Annotated in this window: 12 protein-coding genes; all 12 read left to right on the top strand. The window is 59.1% G+C overall.

Annotation, left to right across the window (positions count from 1 at the left end; all coding sequences use genetic code 11):
- The first annotated feature begins 113 nt into the window (after positions 1–113).
- The 12 genes from QMX93_RS18105 (at position 114) to nuoH (ending at position 15038) form a co-directional block, all read left to right on the top strand.
- On the top strand, positions 114–473 hold the full coding sequence (locus QMX93_RS18105; protein ID WP_053121623.1) for a DUF6124 family protein: 360 nt from the start codon (positions 114–116) through the stop codon (positions 471–473).
- A 566-nt stretch (positions 474–1039) separates the two neighbouring features.
- Complete coding sequence (locus tag QMX93_RS18100; RefSeq protein ID WP_282357504.1) at positions 1040–2464, top strand: amino acid permease; 1425 nt, start codon at positions 1040–1042, stop codon at positions 2462–2464.
- Between the two features lie 139 nt (positions 2465–2603).
- The gene (locus tag QMX93_RS18095) at positions 2604–3140 is read left to right on the top strand and encodes a 2,4'-dihydroxyacetophenone dioxygenase family protein (protein WP_053121625.1); all 537 of its coding nucleotides are present in this window, start codon (positions 2604–2606) and stop codon (positions 3138–3140) included.
- A gap of 42 nt (positions 3141–3182) precedes the next feature.
- Positions 3183–4094 carry a LysR family transcriptional regulator gene (locus tag QMX93_RS18090; RefSeq protein ID WP_282357503.1) on the top strand — a complete coding sequence of 304 codons (912 nt, stop codon included), beginning with the start codon at positions 3183–3185 and terminating at the stop codon, positions 4092–4094.
- A 32-nt stretch (positions 4095–4126) separates the two neighbouring features.
- Positions 4127–5368, top strand: coding sequence for an aminotransferase class III-fold pyridoxal phosphate-dependent enzyme (locus QMX93_RS18085; protein WP_282357501.1), 1242 nt, complete (start codon positions 4127–4129; stop codon positions 5366–5368).
- A gap of 1008 nt (positions 5369–6376) precedes the next feature.
- The gene (locus QMX93_RS18080; protein ID WP_003223812.1) at positions 6377–6790 is read left to right on the top strand and encodes an NADH-quinone oxidoreductase subunit A; all 414 of its coding nucleotides are present in this window, start codon (positions 6377–6379) and stop codon (positions 6788–6790) included.
- Between the two features lie 10 nt (positions 6791–6800).
- A complete protein-coding gene (locus tag QMX93_RS18075; protein ID WP_053121628.1) occupies positions 6801–7475 on the top strand; it encodes an NADH-quinone oxidoreductase subunit B in 675 nt (224 codons plus the stop codon).
- Positions 7476–7548: 73 nt separating this feature from the next.
- Positions 7549–9333 carry an NADH-quinone oxidoreductase subunit C/D gene (gene nuoC, locus QMX93_RS18070; protein WP_053121630.1) on the top strand — a complete coding sequence of 595 codons (1785 nt, stop codon included), beginning with the start codon at positions 7549–7551 and terminating at the stop codon, positions 9331–9333.
- Between the two features lie 2 nt (positions 9334–9335).
- Positions 9336–9833, top strand: a complete 498-nt coding sequence (gene nuoE, locus QMX93_RS18065; RefSeq protein WP_007920186.1) for an NADH-quinone oxidoreductase subunit NuoE — start codon at positions 9336–9338, stop codon at positions 9831–9833.
- Positions 9830–11185 (top strand): NADH-quinone oxidoreductase subunit NuoF, encoded by a 1356-nt coding sequence (gene nuoF / locus QMX93_RS18060; protein ID WP_008082856.1) that lies wholly within the window; start codon positions 9830–9832, stop codon positions 11183–11185. Before nuoE ends, nuoF begins: the two co-directional genes overlap by 4 nt.
- A gap of 134 nt (positions 11186–11319) precedes the next feature.
- Complete coding sequence (nuoG, locus tag QMX93_RS18055) at positions 11320–14034, top strand: NADH-quinone oxidoreductase subunit NuoG (protein WP_282357499.1); 2715 nt, start codon at positions 11320–11322, stop codon at positions 14032–14034.
- Positions 14031–15038 (top strand): NADH-quinone oxidoreductase subunit NuoH, encoded by a 1008-nt coding sequence (gene nuoH, locus QMX93_RS18050; RefSeq protein WP_008082852.1) that lies wholly within the window; start codon positions 14031–14033, stop codon positions 15036–15038. Before nuoG ends, nuoH begins: the two co-directional genes overlap by 4 nt.
- The last annotated feature ends 2 nt before the right edge of the window (positions 15039–15040 follow it).

Below are 15040 nucleotides of genomic sequence, written 5' to 3'. Positions count from 1 at the left end.
TAGGAGCTGCCGAAGGCTGCGATCTTTTGATCTTGGTTTTATAAAAAAGATCAAAAGATCGCAGCCTTCGGCAGCTCCTACAGGGTGTCATTTATCCATCGGAGTTTCAGTTGATGTCCGAAACCACAAACAATCCGCCGGTCACAGACCCGGCGTCACCCTATGAATCACTCAATTCGAAAAAGCTTCATGCGGCGGCTGAGCGCGCGCTCGATCATTATCTTGCGCCTGAGAAAATCATGGCCACACCGTACAGCCCCAGCACGCTGTTTATGGTTAATCCGCAATCTGATACCGAAACTTTGCTGGCCAATGCTTGCGAATCGCTGGCCTCGGCCACGGTGATGCTGGGGGATTTTGCCGGGATGCTGGAAGGGCCGAATCGCAATACGTTGCTGGGGATTGCGCAGGTGGTGATGTTGGGGGAATTGGCGGTGAACAAGGCGCTGGATAATGTTGTGCCGAGTGCGTGAACCGCGACCCTCACCCCAACCTCTCCCAGAGTTATTGGGGACTGACCGAGTTGTCTGGGCGTTATACATCGACCTGAAAAATCCAGTCGATTATGGATTCAAAGCAGCACGTTCAAGTCGGCGTATCCCTCCAGCATCCCCCATTCAGTCCCCTCTCCCTCCGGGAGAGGGCTAGGGTGAGGGGCTTTTCAAGCTGCCCTCTGATCGCGCAGGCAGATCTGCTCAACAGCATCCACACGATCTTCAGTAAACGTCTGTAATAGATCAACGTCCTTTCCCCTCACCCCAGCCCTCTCCCGGAGGGAGAGGGAGCCGACCGAGGTGTCTGGCGTTATACATCGACCTGAAAAAACCAGTCGATTATGGATTCGGCAGAGCGTCCGCCCTCCATCCCCCGTCTTTGACACTCCCCCACCTAACACCCACCACCTGTGACGACAGTTCACACCCTCTTTGAACCATTTAGGGCTAATGCCCTCCCCTCCAAGCGCTTAGGGTACGGCCCATCGCCGTGTCGTTGCGGCGATTCAGACAATAATAAAGACGTTCATTCGAGGTACGAGCCGATGCGTGATGACAAAGACAAGGCTAACAACCAGCTAGGGAATGGCTTGAAAGGACGGCAAGTCACGATGATTTCGATCGGCGGCGTGATTGGCGCCGGTCTGTTTGTGGGTTCGAGTAATGCCATTGCCACTGCTGGCCCTGCGGTGCTGGTGTCGTATGTCTGTGCAGCGATCATTGTGGTGCTGGTCATGCAGATGCTCGGCGAGATGGCGACTGCGCGGCCGGATACCGGGTCGTTTTCTTCCTATGCCGATCAGGCGATTGGTCGCTGGGCCGGGTTTTCCATCGGTTGGTTGTACTGGTGGTTTTACGTGTTGGTGATTGCCATCGAAGCGATTGTCGCCGGCAATATTCTGGGCGACTGGCTGGGGATTTCGAATTTGATGGCGGCGTTCGGCGTCACGTTCGCATTGATCCTGTGCAACAGCCTCAGCGTCGGTTCGTTCGGTACACTGGAATATTGGTTGTCGCTGTTTAAGGTCGTGTCGATCGTCGGCTTCATCATCCTCGGCGTGCTGGCGATTTTCGGGATTTTGCCGGGTTCCTCCACCAGCGGGATTTCCAATCTCTACGCCAACGGCGGTTTCGCGCCCAACGGTAATGTGGCGATTGTCGCCGGGCTGCTGACAGCGATGTTCAGTTTCCAGGGCAGCGAGGTGGTGACCATTGCCGCCGCTGAATCCAAGGATCCGAAAGCCAATATCAAGAAAGCCATTCGTGCCGTGGTCTGGCGTCTGGGCTTGTTCTATCTCGGCTCGATGTTTGTGGTGGTGTGCCTGATTCCGTGGAACGCCCCGGATCTGGCGCAGGGTTCTTACCAGGCTGTGCTGAGCGCGATGAACATTCCGTGGGCGCCGCAGATCATGGGCATTGTTGTACTGGTGGCGGTCACCAGTTGCCTGAACTCGGCGATCTACACCGCTTCGCGCATGGCCTACTCGCTGGCCCGTCGCGGTGATGCGCCGAACGCGGTGTCGCACACCACCCGTCACGGCGTGCCGCTGCTGGCCGTCGCGCTTACATCGGTTGCTGCGCTGACGGCGCTGACCGCCAACTACATGCTGCCCAAGCAAGTGTTTCAGTTTCTGCTGGCCACCAGCGGCGCATTGGCCTTGCTGATGTACCTGGTGATCGCCGTCACGCAACTGTGCATGCGCCGCAAATTGGTCGCCCAAGGCAAAAAACTCGAAGTGCGCATGTGGATGTTTCCGTATCTGACGATCCTCACGATCGTGTTCATCCTCGGCGTGTTCGCGATCATGGCGGCCTTCCCCGGTCAGCGTGCGGAACTGCTCTCGACCCTTGGCCTGACTGCGGTGCTGGTGATCATCGGCGCGTATTTGCAGAAGTCGCAGCCCGAGCTGTCGGCCCGACGCAGCGCCATGGCGCCAGTTGAAACCGCCACCCCGCAAGTATTGGCCTGAACACCGCCCGCCGCTGTGACTGAGCGTCACAGCAAGTGTGCCGGCGACCTGCTTTTTCACGACTGATCTCCACCCTACTCTGCTTGAAACCCCGGCCAACAACCGGCCGGGGGTTATCAAAACTTACAAGGAACGCCTCATGAGTATTGCGCCTAAACCTGATGAACTGGCCATCCCGTATCAACTGCCGCAAGTGCCGTACATGGCGCCCGACATGGTGCACCCCGGCGTCCTCGGCCAATGGCTGGAAGACGATCAACTGTGGGTGCCGGTGACCGATTCGGTGTCGTTCAAACCGGTGTTGCTCAGCGTGTCCGGTGGCTATTACATCAACCTGCTGCGCGTGCGTAAAAGCGGTGTGCTCTCGCGCCATCGTCATACCGGCGGCGTGCACGCGATGGTGCTTAAAGGTCGCTGGTACTATCTGGAGCATGACTGGGTCGCCGAGGAAGGTTCGTTCGCGTTCGAGCCGCCGGGCGAGACGCACACCCTATTCGTGCCGGAAGATGTCGAAGAGATGATCACCTGGTTCCACGTGCAGGGCGGTTACACCTACGTTGATCCGCAGGGTGTAGCGGTCGGTTACGAAGACGTTTTCACCAAACTGGAAACCGCTCGCGCGCATTACAAAAAGCTCGGGCTGCCAGACGATTACATCGAACAGTTCATTCGCTGATCGACGCCGTGGCAGGCGTCGGATCGACACGGGAGGCAAGTCTTGGATAACTACTCGCAGCTGCTGGCGTTTCTTTGGGCCACGGAGCACGGTAACTTTTCAGCGGCCTCTCGCGCCCACGGTCTGACGCCGTCGGCCATCAGCAAGCTGATTTCGCGTCTGGAAGATCGCTTGCAGGTGCGCCTGTTTCAACGCGGTACGCGCAGTTTGTCGCTGACCGAAGAAGGCGCGGCCTATCTGGTCAGCGCCCGCGCGGTGATCAACGCGATGGCCGAAGCCGACTCACTGGCCGAAGCGTTTCCGACGCGGGTCAGCGGCATGCTGCGGATTCACACGATGTCGACGTTTGCCAAACACCAGATCATTCCGTGGCTGCCGGAGTTTTTGGCGGGCTACCCCGGGTTGACGATTGATATCCAGATCGGCGCGCAATTTTCCGATCAATTCGATCAAGGGCTGGATCTGGCGATTCACAGTGGCGTGCTGCCGGACTCCACACGCATCGCCCGCAAGATTGGCCAGAGTCGCTGGATTATCTGCGCCTCCCCGGACTACCTCGCCCGCCACGGAACGCCCGAGCACCCGCAGCAATTGCTCGATCACACCTGTTTCAGCTTCGGCTTCAACAGCGTGTGGAACGATTGGGATTTCCTCATCGATGGCAACCCGACCAGCATCCCGGTGATTCCCAAAGCGACTTTCGCTCAGGGTGATCTGCTGCGCGATCTGGCCCTCAGCGGCGCGGGCATTGTGCGCTTGGCCGAGTTTCATATCGGCCACGACATCCGCGAAGGTCGCTTGATCCCGTTGCTGCAGAGCTACAGCCCGGACAGCTTCGAACCGATTTACATGATCTACACCAATCGCAAGCACCTCAGCCCCAGGATCCGCGTGTTCCGCGACTTTCTTGAGCAGAAACTCGCGCAGAGTCCGTGGAACACCGAGCGCGGCTGAACGCTCACCTATTAATAAGCACAGAGGCTTCTATGCGTAACCTGATTGGCGATGTTTCCAGCGCCGCGCGCATCCTTCCGGAACTCAATGGCGAAACCCTGTTTATCCGCAACGGCAAGGATGCCTATGTGTATGACGATCAAGGTCGTCGCTACATCGACACCGCGCTTGGCTTTGGCGCGGTGCTGTTGGGGCACGCCAATAATCGCGTCAACGAACAGGTGGCGGCGGCGTTGGCCGATTCTGCCGCGCCATCCTGGGCGCATGTCCGTGAACACGCGGCGGCCTCGGCACTGGCGGCGCACACCGGCGCGCTGAGCAAAGTGATTTTCACCAACTCCGGCAGTGAAGCGGTGCACCTCGCCTGCCGTGCGGCGCGCGCTTATACCGGGCGCGGGCGTATCGCGAAAATGGCGGCGGGGTTCGATGGGTGGTTTGATGACGTCAGCTTCGGCAATGTGTCGTCCAGTGAGGCGAATTTCGCTGATGGTCAGCGACCTTCTACGCCGCGCACTACGTTGCTGCGCTTCAATGACTTCGCTGATGTTGAGCGACTATTTGCTGAGGATTCCGACATTGCGGCGGTGATTCTTGAGCCGATGCTCGCCAATGCCGGCTGCATCATGCCGGCGCCGGGGTATTTGCTGCATGTGCAGGAAGTCGCGCATCGGCATGGGGCGCTGGTGATCTGTGATGAAGTGTTGATGGGGTTTCGTTTATTCGCCGGGCTCGCGGGTTTGCAGGCAGGGCTGGATCCGGACATCGCCAGTGTTGGCAAGGCGATTGGTAATGGTGTGCCGGTGTCGGCGATTGTCGGCAAGCCGCATATTTTGGCGGGGTTTGAGGAAGGTCGCGTGCTGCGTGGCGGTACGTTCAGCGGCAACCCGATGGCGTGCGCGGCGGTGATCAGCACCTTGGCGCAACTGGATGACGCGGATTATCAGCGTTTGATTGCTCGGGGTGAGGCGCTGCGCGTTTCGGTGGAGGCCTCGTTCAAGGCGCATGGGATGACCGTGAGCACCAGCGGCTACGGCAATGTGTTCGGGATCTGGCCTTCGGCGCAGGCCCCGACGAATTATGCCGAGGCGCTGGAATGTGGCGCTGCGGAGTTTAGTAAGGCGCTGCATTTGGCGTTGCGCGAGGCTGGGGTGTTGGTGATGCCTTCGCCTTATGGGCGGGTTTATTTGTCGTTTGCGCATGATGACGGGGTGGTTGAGGAAATGAAGGTTGCTTTTGAGGTCGCGGCTTCGAAGCTGGCTGGGCGGTTTGGCTGAGAGGATTGGAGGAGACAGGCCTGGCGTGCAAGGCGTCGGGTCTGGTGGTGATTGATTTACCGCTTTCGCGAGCAAGCCCGCTCCCACAGGGGTTCTCGGTAGTACACAAAACCTCGGGCGCACCACAAATTGATGTAGGAGTGAGCCTGCTCGCGAAGGCTTAAAGTCAGCCAACATCTTCGGCACAGACACACCGCTATCGCGAGCAGGCTCACTCCTACAAGGTTCGTGTCAACGCCACAAATCAGTGCGGGAGCGGGCTTGCTCGCGAAGGCGGTGTGCCAGGCAATAAATGTGTTGGCTGATCTGGCGCTTTCGCGAGCAGGCTCGCTCCCACAGGGGTTCTCGGTAGTACACAAAACCTCGGGCGCACCACAAATTGATGTAGGAGTGAGCCTGCTCGCGAAGGCTTAAAGTCAGCCAACGTCTTCGGCACAGACACACCGCTATCGCGAGCAGGCTCGCTCCTACAAGGTTCGTGTCAACGCACAAATCAGTGTGTGCGGGCTTGCTCGCGAAGGCGGCGTGTCAGGCGATAAATGGGTTGGCTGATCTGGCGCTTTCGCGAGCAGGCTCGCTCCCACAGGGATCTGCGGTGCTCGGACAAAACATTGATCCAGAGCGGTAGCGGTGTAGGAAAATTCGTGTAAAACGGGCGCCGTCGCTACTTGCAGTAACGTGCAAGTAAGACAACTTCCCAATACCTCACCCGTTAAACAGTTACAAAACCGCGCCAAACAATATTGATTATCATTTAGCAGCAACTATGTTCGTTACATTTCAAACAAAACATATTTCCCGCAAAACCGGCTAATGCCCGCAACGCATGGGCTGGCGGGGCTTGGAGGTGCGCTATGTCCTTATTCCAATAAATAATTTCGCTATAGGAATTTTACTTGCCGGGTGTTTAGCCATAAAATCAGCGCGATTGATTGCTGCGACATATCGTCACTGCCTTATTTCTTTATCAAGCTCAGAGACCTTTGCTCTCTGTTAAGGATTACCAGCATGCCCGAAGCGACAGGACTCATGGCCCACAACTGGGGCTTTGCCATTTTCCTTCTGGGTGTCGTCGGCCTGTGTGCCTTCATGCTCGGTGTCTCCAGCCTCCTTGGGTCAAAAGCCTGGGGCCGCAGCAAAAACGAACCGTTCGAGTCGGGCATGCTACCTACCGGTGGCGCCCGCTTGCGGCTCTCAGCCAAATTCTATCTGGTCGCGATGCTCTTCGTGATCTTCGATATCGAAGCCCTCTTTCTCTTTGCATGGTCTGTGTCCGTCCGCGAAAGCGGCTGGACCGGATTCGTCGAAGCTCTCGTTTTCATAGCAATTCTGTTGGCAGGTCTTGTCTACCTGTTCCGAGTGGGCGCCCTTGACTGGGCTCCGGAAGCTCGTCGCAAGCGGCAGGCGAAGCTGAAACAATGAGGCTTTGGCAATGCAATACAATCTCACCAGGATCGACCCCGATGCTCCTAACGAGCAGTATCCGATTGGCGAACGGGAAACCGTTTCCGATCCGTTAGAAGATCAAGTCCACAAAAACATTTTCATGGGCAAGCTGGAAGACGTGCTGAGTGGCGCGGTCAACTGGGGACGTAAGAACTCCCTGTGGCCGTACAACTTCGGCTTGTCGTGCTGCTACGTGGAAATGACCACCGCCTTCACGGCGCCCCACGACATCGCGCGCTTTGGCGCCGAGGTTATCCGGGCATCGCCGCGTCAGGCCGACTTCATGGTTATCGCCGGTACCTGCTTCATCAAGATGGCGCCGATCATCCAGCGTCTCTACGAGCAGATGCTCGAGCCGAAGTGGGTGATCTCCATGGGTTCGTGCGCTAACTCCGGTGGCATGTACGACATCTACTCTGTGGTTCAAGGGGTGGACAAGTTCCTGCCCGTGGACGTCTACGTACCTGGCTGCCCTCCTCGTCCGGAAGCATTTCTGCAAGGCTTGATGCTGTTGCAGGAATCGATCGGCAAGGAGCGTCGTCCGCTTTCCTGGGTCGTTGGCGATCAAGGCGTTTATCGCGCCGACATGCCTTCGCAGAAGGAACAGCGCCGCGAACAGCGAATCGCAGTCACCAACCTGCGCAGCCCTGACGAAGTCTGATCCAGATCTGTTCTGACAAAGAAACGAGAAGCTGGCTTCATTCTTTACGTTGACCGAAAGCGAAAAAATAACCATGACTACAGGCAGCGCTCTGTACATCCCGCCTTATAAGGCAGACGACCAGGATGTGGTCGTTGAATTGAACAACCGTTTTGGCGCCGAAGCGTTCACCGCTCAGTCGACCCGCACCGGCATGCCGGTGCTGTGGGTGGCGCGCGCCAAACTCGTCGAAGTCCTGACCTTCCTGCGCAACCTGCCCAAGCCGTACGTCATGCTCTATGACCTGCACGGCGTGGACGAGCGTCTGCGCACCAAGCGTCAAGGGCTGCCGAGCGACGCTGAGTTCACCGTGTTCTATCACCTCATGTCGCTGGAGCGTAACAGTGACGTGATGATCAAGGTCGCCTTGTCCGAGAGCGACCTCAGCTTGCCGACCGTTACCGGTATCTGGCCGAACGCCAACTGGTACGAGCGTGAAGTCTGGGACATGTTCGGCATCGACTTCAAAGGTCACCCGCACCTGTCGCGCATTATGATGCCGCCGACCTGGGAAGGTCACCCGCTGCGCAAGGACTTCCCGGCGCGTGCGACCGAATTCGATCCGTTCAGCCTCAACCTCGCCAAGCAACAGCTTGAGGAAGAAGCCGCGCGTTTCCGTCCTGAAGACTGGGGCATGAAGCGTTCCGGGACGAACGAGGACTACATGTTCCTCAACCTCGGCCCGAACCACCCTTCGGCGCACGGTGCGTTCCGCATCATTCTGCAACTGGACGGTGAAGAAATCGTCGACTGTGTGCCGGATGTCGGTTACCACCACCGTGGTGCCGAGAAAATGGCCGAGCGTCAGTCGTGGCACAGTTTCATCCCGTACACCGACCGTATCGATTACCTCGGCGGCGTGATGAACAACCTGCCGTACGTGCTCTCGGTCGAGAAGCTGGCCGGCATCAAGGTGCCTGAGAAGGTCGACGTCATCCGCATCATGATGGCCGAGTTCTTCCGGATCACCAGTCACCTGCTGTTCCTCGGGACTTACATCCAGGACGTCGGCGCCATGACTCCGGTGTTCTTCACTTTCACCGACCGCCAGAAGGCGTACACGGTGATTGAAGCCATTACCGGTTTCCGTCTGCACCCGGCCTGGTACCGCATCGGTGGTGTTGCTCACGACCTGCCGCGCGGCTGGGAAAAACTGGTGAAAGACTTCGTTGAATGGCTGCCAAAACGCCTCGACGAATACACCAAGGCTGCCCTGCAAAACAGCATCCTCAAGGGCCGTACCATCGGCGTCGCTGCGTACAACACCAAAGAAGCCCTGGAATGGGGCGTCACCGGTGCAGGCCTGCGATCGACCGGTTGCGACTTCGACCTGCGTAAAGCGCGTCCATACTCCGGCTACGAGAACTTCGAATTCGAAGTGCCGCTGGCTGCCAATGGCGATGCCTACGACCGCTGCATGGTTCGCGTTGAAGAGATGCGCCAGAGCATCAAGATCATCGACCAGTGCATGCGCAACATGCCGGAAGGCCCGTACAAGGCGGATCACCCGCTGACCACGCCGCCGCCCAAAGAGCGCACGCTGCAGCACATCGAAACCTTGATCACGCACTTCCTGCAAGTTTCGTGGGGCCCGGTGATGCCGGCCAACGAATCCTTCCAGATGATCGAAGCGACCAAGGGCATCAACAGTTATTACCTGACGAGCGACGGCGGCACCATGAGCTACCGTACCCGGATCCGCACTCCGAGCTTCCCGCATCTGCAACAGATCCCTTCGGTGATCAAAGGCAGCATGGTCGCGGACTTGATTGCGTACCTGGGTAGTATCGATTTCGTTATGGCCGACGTGGACCGCTAAGCATGAACAGCACGCTTATCCAGACAGACCGTTTCACCCTCAGTGAAACCGAGCGCTCGGCCATCGAGCACGAGCTGCATCACTACGAAGACCCGCGCGCGGCGTCGATCGAAGCCCTGAAGATCGTTCAGAAAGAACGCGGCTGGGTGCCGGATGGCGCCTTGTACGCGATCGGCGAGATCCTCGGCATCCCGGCCAGCGACGTTGAAGGTGTGGCTACTTTCTATAGCCAGATTTTCCGTCAGCCGGTTGGCCGTCACATCATTCGCGTCTGCGACAGCATGGTCTGCTACATCGGCGGCCACGAGTCGGTGGTCAGCGAAATCCAGAACAATCTGGGCATCGGCCTGGGTCAGACCACCACCGACGGTCGTTTCACCCTGCTGCCTGTCTGCTGCCTCGGCAACTGCGACAAGGCACCGGCGCTGATGATCGACGACGACACCTTTGGTGATGTGCAGCCTGCTGGCGTCGCCAAACTGCTCGAGGGCTACGTATGACCCTGACATCTTTCGGTCCTGCCAACCGCATTCAGCGTTCGGCCGAGACTCACCCGCTGACCTGGCGTCTGCGTGACGACGGCGAAGCCGTGTGGCTCGACGAGTACCAGGCCAAGAACGGTTACGCCGCTGCGCGCAAAGCCTTCGCCGACATGGATCAGGACGCCATCGTCCAGACCGTGAAAGACGCAGGCTTGAAAGGTCGCGGCGGTGCAGGCTTCCCCACAGGTGTGAAGTGGGGCCTGATGCCTAAAGACGAATCCATCAACATCCGTTACCTGCTGTGCAACGCGGATGAAATGGAGCCGAACACCTGGAAAGACCGCATGCTGATGGAGCAACTGCCCCATCTGCTGATCGAAGGCATGCTGATCAGTGCTCGCGCGCTGAAAACCTACCGTGGCTACATTTTCCTGCGTGGTGAATACACCACCGCCGCCAAGCACTTGAATCGTGCTGTGGAAGAAGCCAAGGCTGCGGGCCTGTTGGGTAAAAACATTCTCGGCAGCGGCTTCGATTTCGAGCTGTTCGTCCACACCGGCGCCGGGCGTTACATCTGCGGTGAAGAAACCGCACTGATCAACTCCCTCGAAGGCCGCCGCGCCAACCCGCGCTCCAAGCCACCCTTCCCTGCCGCCGTCGGCGTGTGGGGCAAGCCGACTTGCGTGAACAACGTCGAAACCCTGTGCAACGTGCCGGCGATCATTGCCGACGGCGTTGACTGGTACAAATCGTTGGCCCGCGAAGGCAGCGAAGACATGGGCACCAAGCTCATGGGCTTCTCCGGCAAAGTCAAAAACCCGGGCCTGTGGGAATTGCCATTCGGCGTCACCGGTCGCGAGTTGTTCGAAGACTACGCGGGCGGCATGCGCGACGGTTTCAAACTCAAGGCCTGGCAGCCAGGCGGCGCCGGTACCGGTTTCCTTCTGCCTGAGCACCTCGACGCACAAATGTACGCCGGCGGCATCGCCAAAGTGGGCACCCGTATGGGTACCGGCCTGGCCATGGCGGTGGATGACAGCGTCAACATGGTCTCCTTGCTGCGCAACATGGAGCAGTTCTTCGCTCGCGAGTCGTGCGGTTTCTGCACCCCGTGCCGTGATGGTTTGCCATGGAGCGTGAAGCTCTTGATGGCCATCGAAGAAGGCCGCGGTCAGCCAGGCGACATCGAGACCCTCCTGGGTCTGGTCAACTTCCTCGGCCCAGGCAAGACCTTCTGTGCTCACGCACCGGGTGCCGTGGAACCGTTGGGCAGTGCCATCAAATACTTCCGTCCAGAGTTCGAAGCCGGTATCGCGCCAGTCAGCGCCGCCGTCCCGCCTCTGGCAAGGCCGATCGTAATCGGCGCGTAAACGCTTAATAAGGTGAAGGGCCTGGGCCTTTCACCTCCTGCGATGACGCCTTTCGAGGCTGGTTTGATTCGCACGGATAACAAGATTCCATTAGCCACGCCCGCTGACACCGGGCCAACGAAGACCTTTGAACCATGGCCACTATCCACGTAGACGGCAAAGCGCTCGAAGTCGACGGGGCAGACAACCTGTTACAGGCATGTCTGTCGCTGGGCCTCGACATTCCATATTTCTGCTGGCACCCCGCGCTTGGTAGCGTCGGGGCTTGCCGCCAGTGCGCGGTCAAGCAGTACACCGACGAGAACGACACCCGTGGTCGCATCGTCATGTCCTGCATGACGCCTGCCACCGACAACACCTGGATCTCCATCGAAGATGAAGAATCCAAGGCGTTCCGCGCCAGTGTTGTTGAATGGCTGATGACCAACCACCCGCACGACTGCCCTGTGTGCGAAGAAGGCGGTCATTGCCACCTGCAAGACATGACAGTGATGACTGGCCACAACGAGCGCCGTTATCGCTTCACCAAACGCACCCACCAGAACCAGCAACTGGGCCCGTTCATTTCCCACGAAATGAACCGCTGCATCGCTTGCTACCGCTGTGTGCGTTTCTATAAGGATTACGCTGGCGGCACCGACCTCGGTGTGTTCGGCGCCCACGACAACGTGTACTTCGGTCGCGTTGAAGACGGCACCCTCGAAAGCGAGTTCTCCGGCAACCTCACCGAGGTCTGCCCGACCGGTGTGTTCACCGACAAGACTCACTCGGAGCGCTACAACCGCAAGTGGGACATGCAGTTCTCGCCGAGCATCTGCCATGGCTGCTCGAGCGGTTGCAACATCTCCCCGGGCGAGCGTTACGGTGAACTGCGTCGCATCGAAAACCGTTTCAATGGTTCGGTGAACCAGTACTTCCTGTGCGACCGTGGCCGTTTCGGTTATGGCTACGTCAACCGCACCGATCGTCCACGTCAGCCGCTGCTGGCCGACGGCACCAAGCTCGGTCTGGACGCTGCACTGGATAAAGCCGCTGACCTGCTGCGCGGTCGCAATATCGTCGGTATCGGTTCGCCGCGTGCCAGCCTCGAAAGCAACTACGCGTTGCGCGAACTGGTTGGCGCCGAGCACTTCTACTCGGGTATCGAAGCGTCCGAACTGGAACGCATCCGTCTGGTCTTGCAGGTGCTGAACGACAGCCCGCTGCCTGTGCCGAACATGCGCGACATCGAAGACCACGACGCGATCTTCGTCCTCGGCGAAGACCTGACCCAGACCGCCGCTCGCGTGGCGCTGTCGCTGCGTCAATCGGTCAAGGGCAAAGCTGAAGACATGGCCGAAGCCATGCGCGTTCAGCCTTGGCTCGACGCTGCGGTGAAGAACATCGGTCAGCACGCGCTGAACCCGCTGTTCATCGCCAGCCTGGCGGAAACCAAGCTCGACGACATCGCTGAAGAATGCGTACACGCTGCTCCGGACGACCTGGCGCGCATCGGTTTCGCCGTTGCTCACGCACTGGACGCCAACGCCCCGGCCGTTGAAGGTCTGGACGCCGAAGCACTGGAACTGGCTCAGCGCATCGCCGACGCCCTGCTCGCGGCCAAACGTCCACTGATCATCGCCGGTACTTCGCTGGGCTCCAAAGCCCTGATCGAAGCCGCCGCGAACATCGCCAAAGCACTGAAACTGCGCGAGAAGAACGGTTCGATCAGCCTGATCGTGCCGGAAGCCAACAGCCTCGGTCTGGCCATGCTCGGTGGCGAATCGGTCGACGCGGCACTGCAAGCCGTCATTGACGGCAAGGCTGACGCGATCGTCGTGCTGGAAAACGATCTGTTCACCCGCACCGCCAAAGACAAGGTCGATGCCGCACTGAACGCTGCGAAAGTAGTGATCGTTGCAGATCATCAGAAGACCGCGACCACCGACCGCGCGCACCTGGTTCTGCCGGCTGCAAGCTTCGCTGAAGGCGACGGTACGCTGGTCAGCCAGGAAGGTCGCGCCCAGCGCTTCTTCCAGGTTTTCGATCCGCAATACCTCGACGCAAGCATCCTGGTTCACGAAGGCTGGCGCTGGCTGCACGCCCTGCGCGCGACCCTGCTGAACCAGCCGATCGACTGGACGCAACTCGACCACGTCACCGCTGCCGTTGCTTCGAGCACCGCGCAACTGGCGCGTATCGTCGACGCAGCACCGTCGGCCGCGTTCCGTATCAAGGGTCTGAAACTGGCGCGTGAGCCGCTGCGTTACTCCGGTCGCACCGCGATGCGCGCCGACATCAGCGTTCACGAACCGCGCACCCCGCAAGACAAAGACACCGCGTTCGCCTTCTCCATGGAAGGTTACTCGGGTTCGGTTGAGCCGCGTCAGCAGGTTCCTTTCGCCTGGTCTCCGGGCTGGAACTCGCCGCAAGCGTGGAACAAGTTCCAGGACGAAGTCGGTGGTCACATCCGTGCTGGCGACCCGGGCACCCGCCTGATCGAAAGCACTGGCGATTCGCTGAACTGGTTCGCTGCAGCACCGCGTGCATTCAACCCGGCAGCAGGTACCTGGCAAGCCGTGCCGTTCTTCCACCTGTTCGGCAGCGAAGAAAACTCTTCGAAAGCCGCACCGGTTCAAGAGCGCATTCCGGCCGCTTACGTGGCACTGGCGAAATCCGAAGCGGATCGTCTGGGCGTCAACGAAGGTGCATTGCTGAGCCTGAACGTGGCCGGTCAGACCCTGCGTCTGCCGCTGCGCATCAATGAAGAACTGGGCGCCGGTCTGGTGGCATTGCCTGCGGGCATCGCCGGCATTCCACCGGCATTCGCCGGCGTATCCGTCGACGGTCTGCAGGAGGCAGCGCAATGACCTGGTTCACCCCTGAAGTGATCGATGTGATCCTGACGGTCATCAAAGCCATCGTCATTCTGTTGGCCGTGGTGGTCGCCGGTGCGTTGCTCAGCTTTGTCGAACGTCGCCTGCTGGGCTGGTGGCAGGACCGTTACGGTCCGAACCGCGTTGGCCCGTTTGGTATGTTCCAGATCGCCGCCGACATGCTGAAGATGTTCTTCAAGGAAGACTGGACGCCGCCGTTTGCCGACAAAGTGATCTTCACTTTGGCGCCGGTGGTGGCCATGTCCGCCTTGCTGATCGCGTTTGCGATCATCCCGATCACCCCGACCTGGGGCGTCGCGGATCTGAACATCGGCTTGCTGTTCTTCTTCGCCATGGCCGGTCTGTCGGTCTACGCGGTGTTGTTCGCCGGCTGGTCGAGTAACAACAAGTTCGCCCTGCTCGGCGCCCTGCGTGCTTCGGCGCAGACCGTGTCCTACGAAGTGTTCATGGGCCTGGCCCTGATGGGCATCGTGGTGCAGGTCGGCTCGTTCAACATGCGCGACATCGTCGAGTACCAGGCGCAGAACCTGTGGTTCATCATTCCGCAGTTCTTCGGCTTCTGTACCTTCTTCATCGCTGGCGTCGCCGTGACTCACCGTCACCCGTTCGACCAGCCGGAAGCGGAACAGGAACTGGCCGACGGTTACCACATTGAATACGCCGGTATGAAATGGGGCATGTTCTTCGTCGGTGAGTACATCGGCATCATCTTGATCTCGGCGCTGCTGGTCACCCTGTTCTTCGGTGGCTGGCACGGTCCGTTCGGCATCTTGCCGCAACTGTCCTTCCTCTGGTTCGCACTGAAGACCGCGTTCTTCATCATGCTGTTCATCCTGCTGCGCGCGTCTATCCCGCGTCCGCGTTATGACCAGGTGATGGATTTCAGCTGGAAATTCTGCTTGCCACTGACCCTGATCAATTTGCTGGTGACCGCTGCGGTCGTGTTGTGGAACACGCCTGCAGTCGCGGTTCAGTGAGG

This window comes from Pseudomonas sp. PS01303 (assembly GCF_029959385.1).
GTDB classification, from domain to species: Bacteria; Pseudomonadota; Gammaproteobacteria; order Pseudomonadales; family Pseudomonadaceae; genus Aquipseudomonas; species Aquipseudomonas rustica.
This window is presented reverse-complemented; position numbering and strand designations above follow the sequence as displayed.

What these genes read in the sequence shown, in the direction of transcription:
- QMX93_RS18105 (WP_053121623.1), top strand. Translation starts at nt 114, where the DNA reads ATGTCCGAAACCACAAACAATCCGCCGGTCACAGACCCGGCGTCACCC.
- QMX93_RS18100 (WP_282357504.1), top strand. Translation starts at nt 1,040, where the DNA reads ATGCGTGATGACAAAGACAAGGCTAACAACCAGCTAGGGAATGGCTTG.
- QMX93_RS18095 (WP_053121625.1), top strand. Translation starts at nt 2,604, where the DNA reads ATGAGTATTGCGCCTAAACCTGATGAACTGGCCATCCCGTATCAACTG.
- QMX93_RS18085 (WP_282357501.1), top strand. Translation starts at nt 4,127, where the DNA reads ATGCGTAACCTGATTGGCGATGTTTCCAGCGCCGCGCGCATCCTTCCG.
- QMX93_RS18080 (WP_003223812.1), top strand. Translation starts at nt 6,377, where the DNA reads ATGCCCGAAGCGACAGGACTCATGGCCCACAACTGGGGCTTTGCCATT.
- QMX93_RS18075 (WP_053121628.1), top strand. Translation starts at nt 6,801, where the DNA reads ATGCAATACAATCTCACCAGGATCGACCCCGATGCTCCTAACGAGCAG.
- nuoC (WP_053121630.1), top strand. Translation starts at nt 7,549, where the DNA reads ATGACTACAGGCAGCGCTCTGTACATCCCGCCTTATAAGGCAGACGAC.
- nuoE (WP_007920186.1), top strand. Translation starts at nt 9,336, where the DNA reads ATGAACAGCACGCTTATCCAGACAGACCGTTTCACCCTCAGTGAAACC.
- nuoF (WP_008082856.1), top strand. Translation starts at nt 9,830, where the DNA reads ATGACCCTGACATCTTTCGGTCCTGCCAACCGCATTCAGCGTTCGGCC.
- nuoG (WP_282357499.1), top strand. Translation starts at nt 11,320, where the DNA reads ATGGCCACTATCCACGTAGACGGCAAAGCGCTCGAAGTCGACGGGGCA.
- nuoH (WP_008082852.1), top strand. Translation starts at nt 14,031, where the DNA reads ATGACCTGGTTCACCCCTGAAGTGATCGATGTGATCCTGACGGTCATC.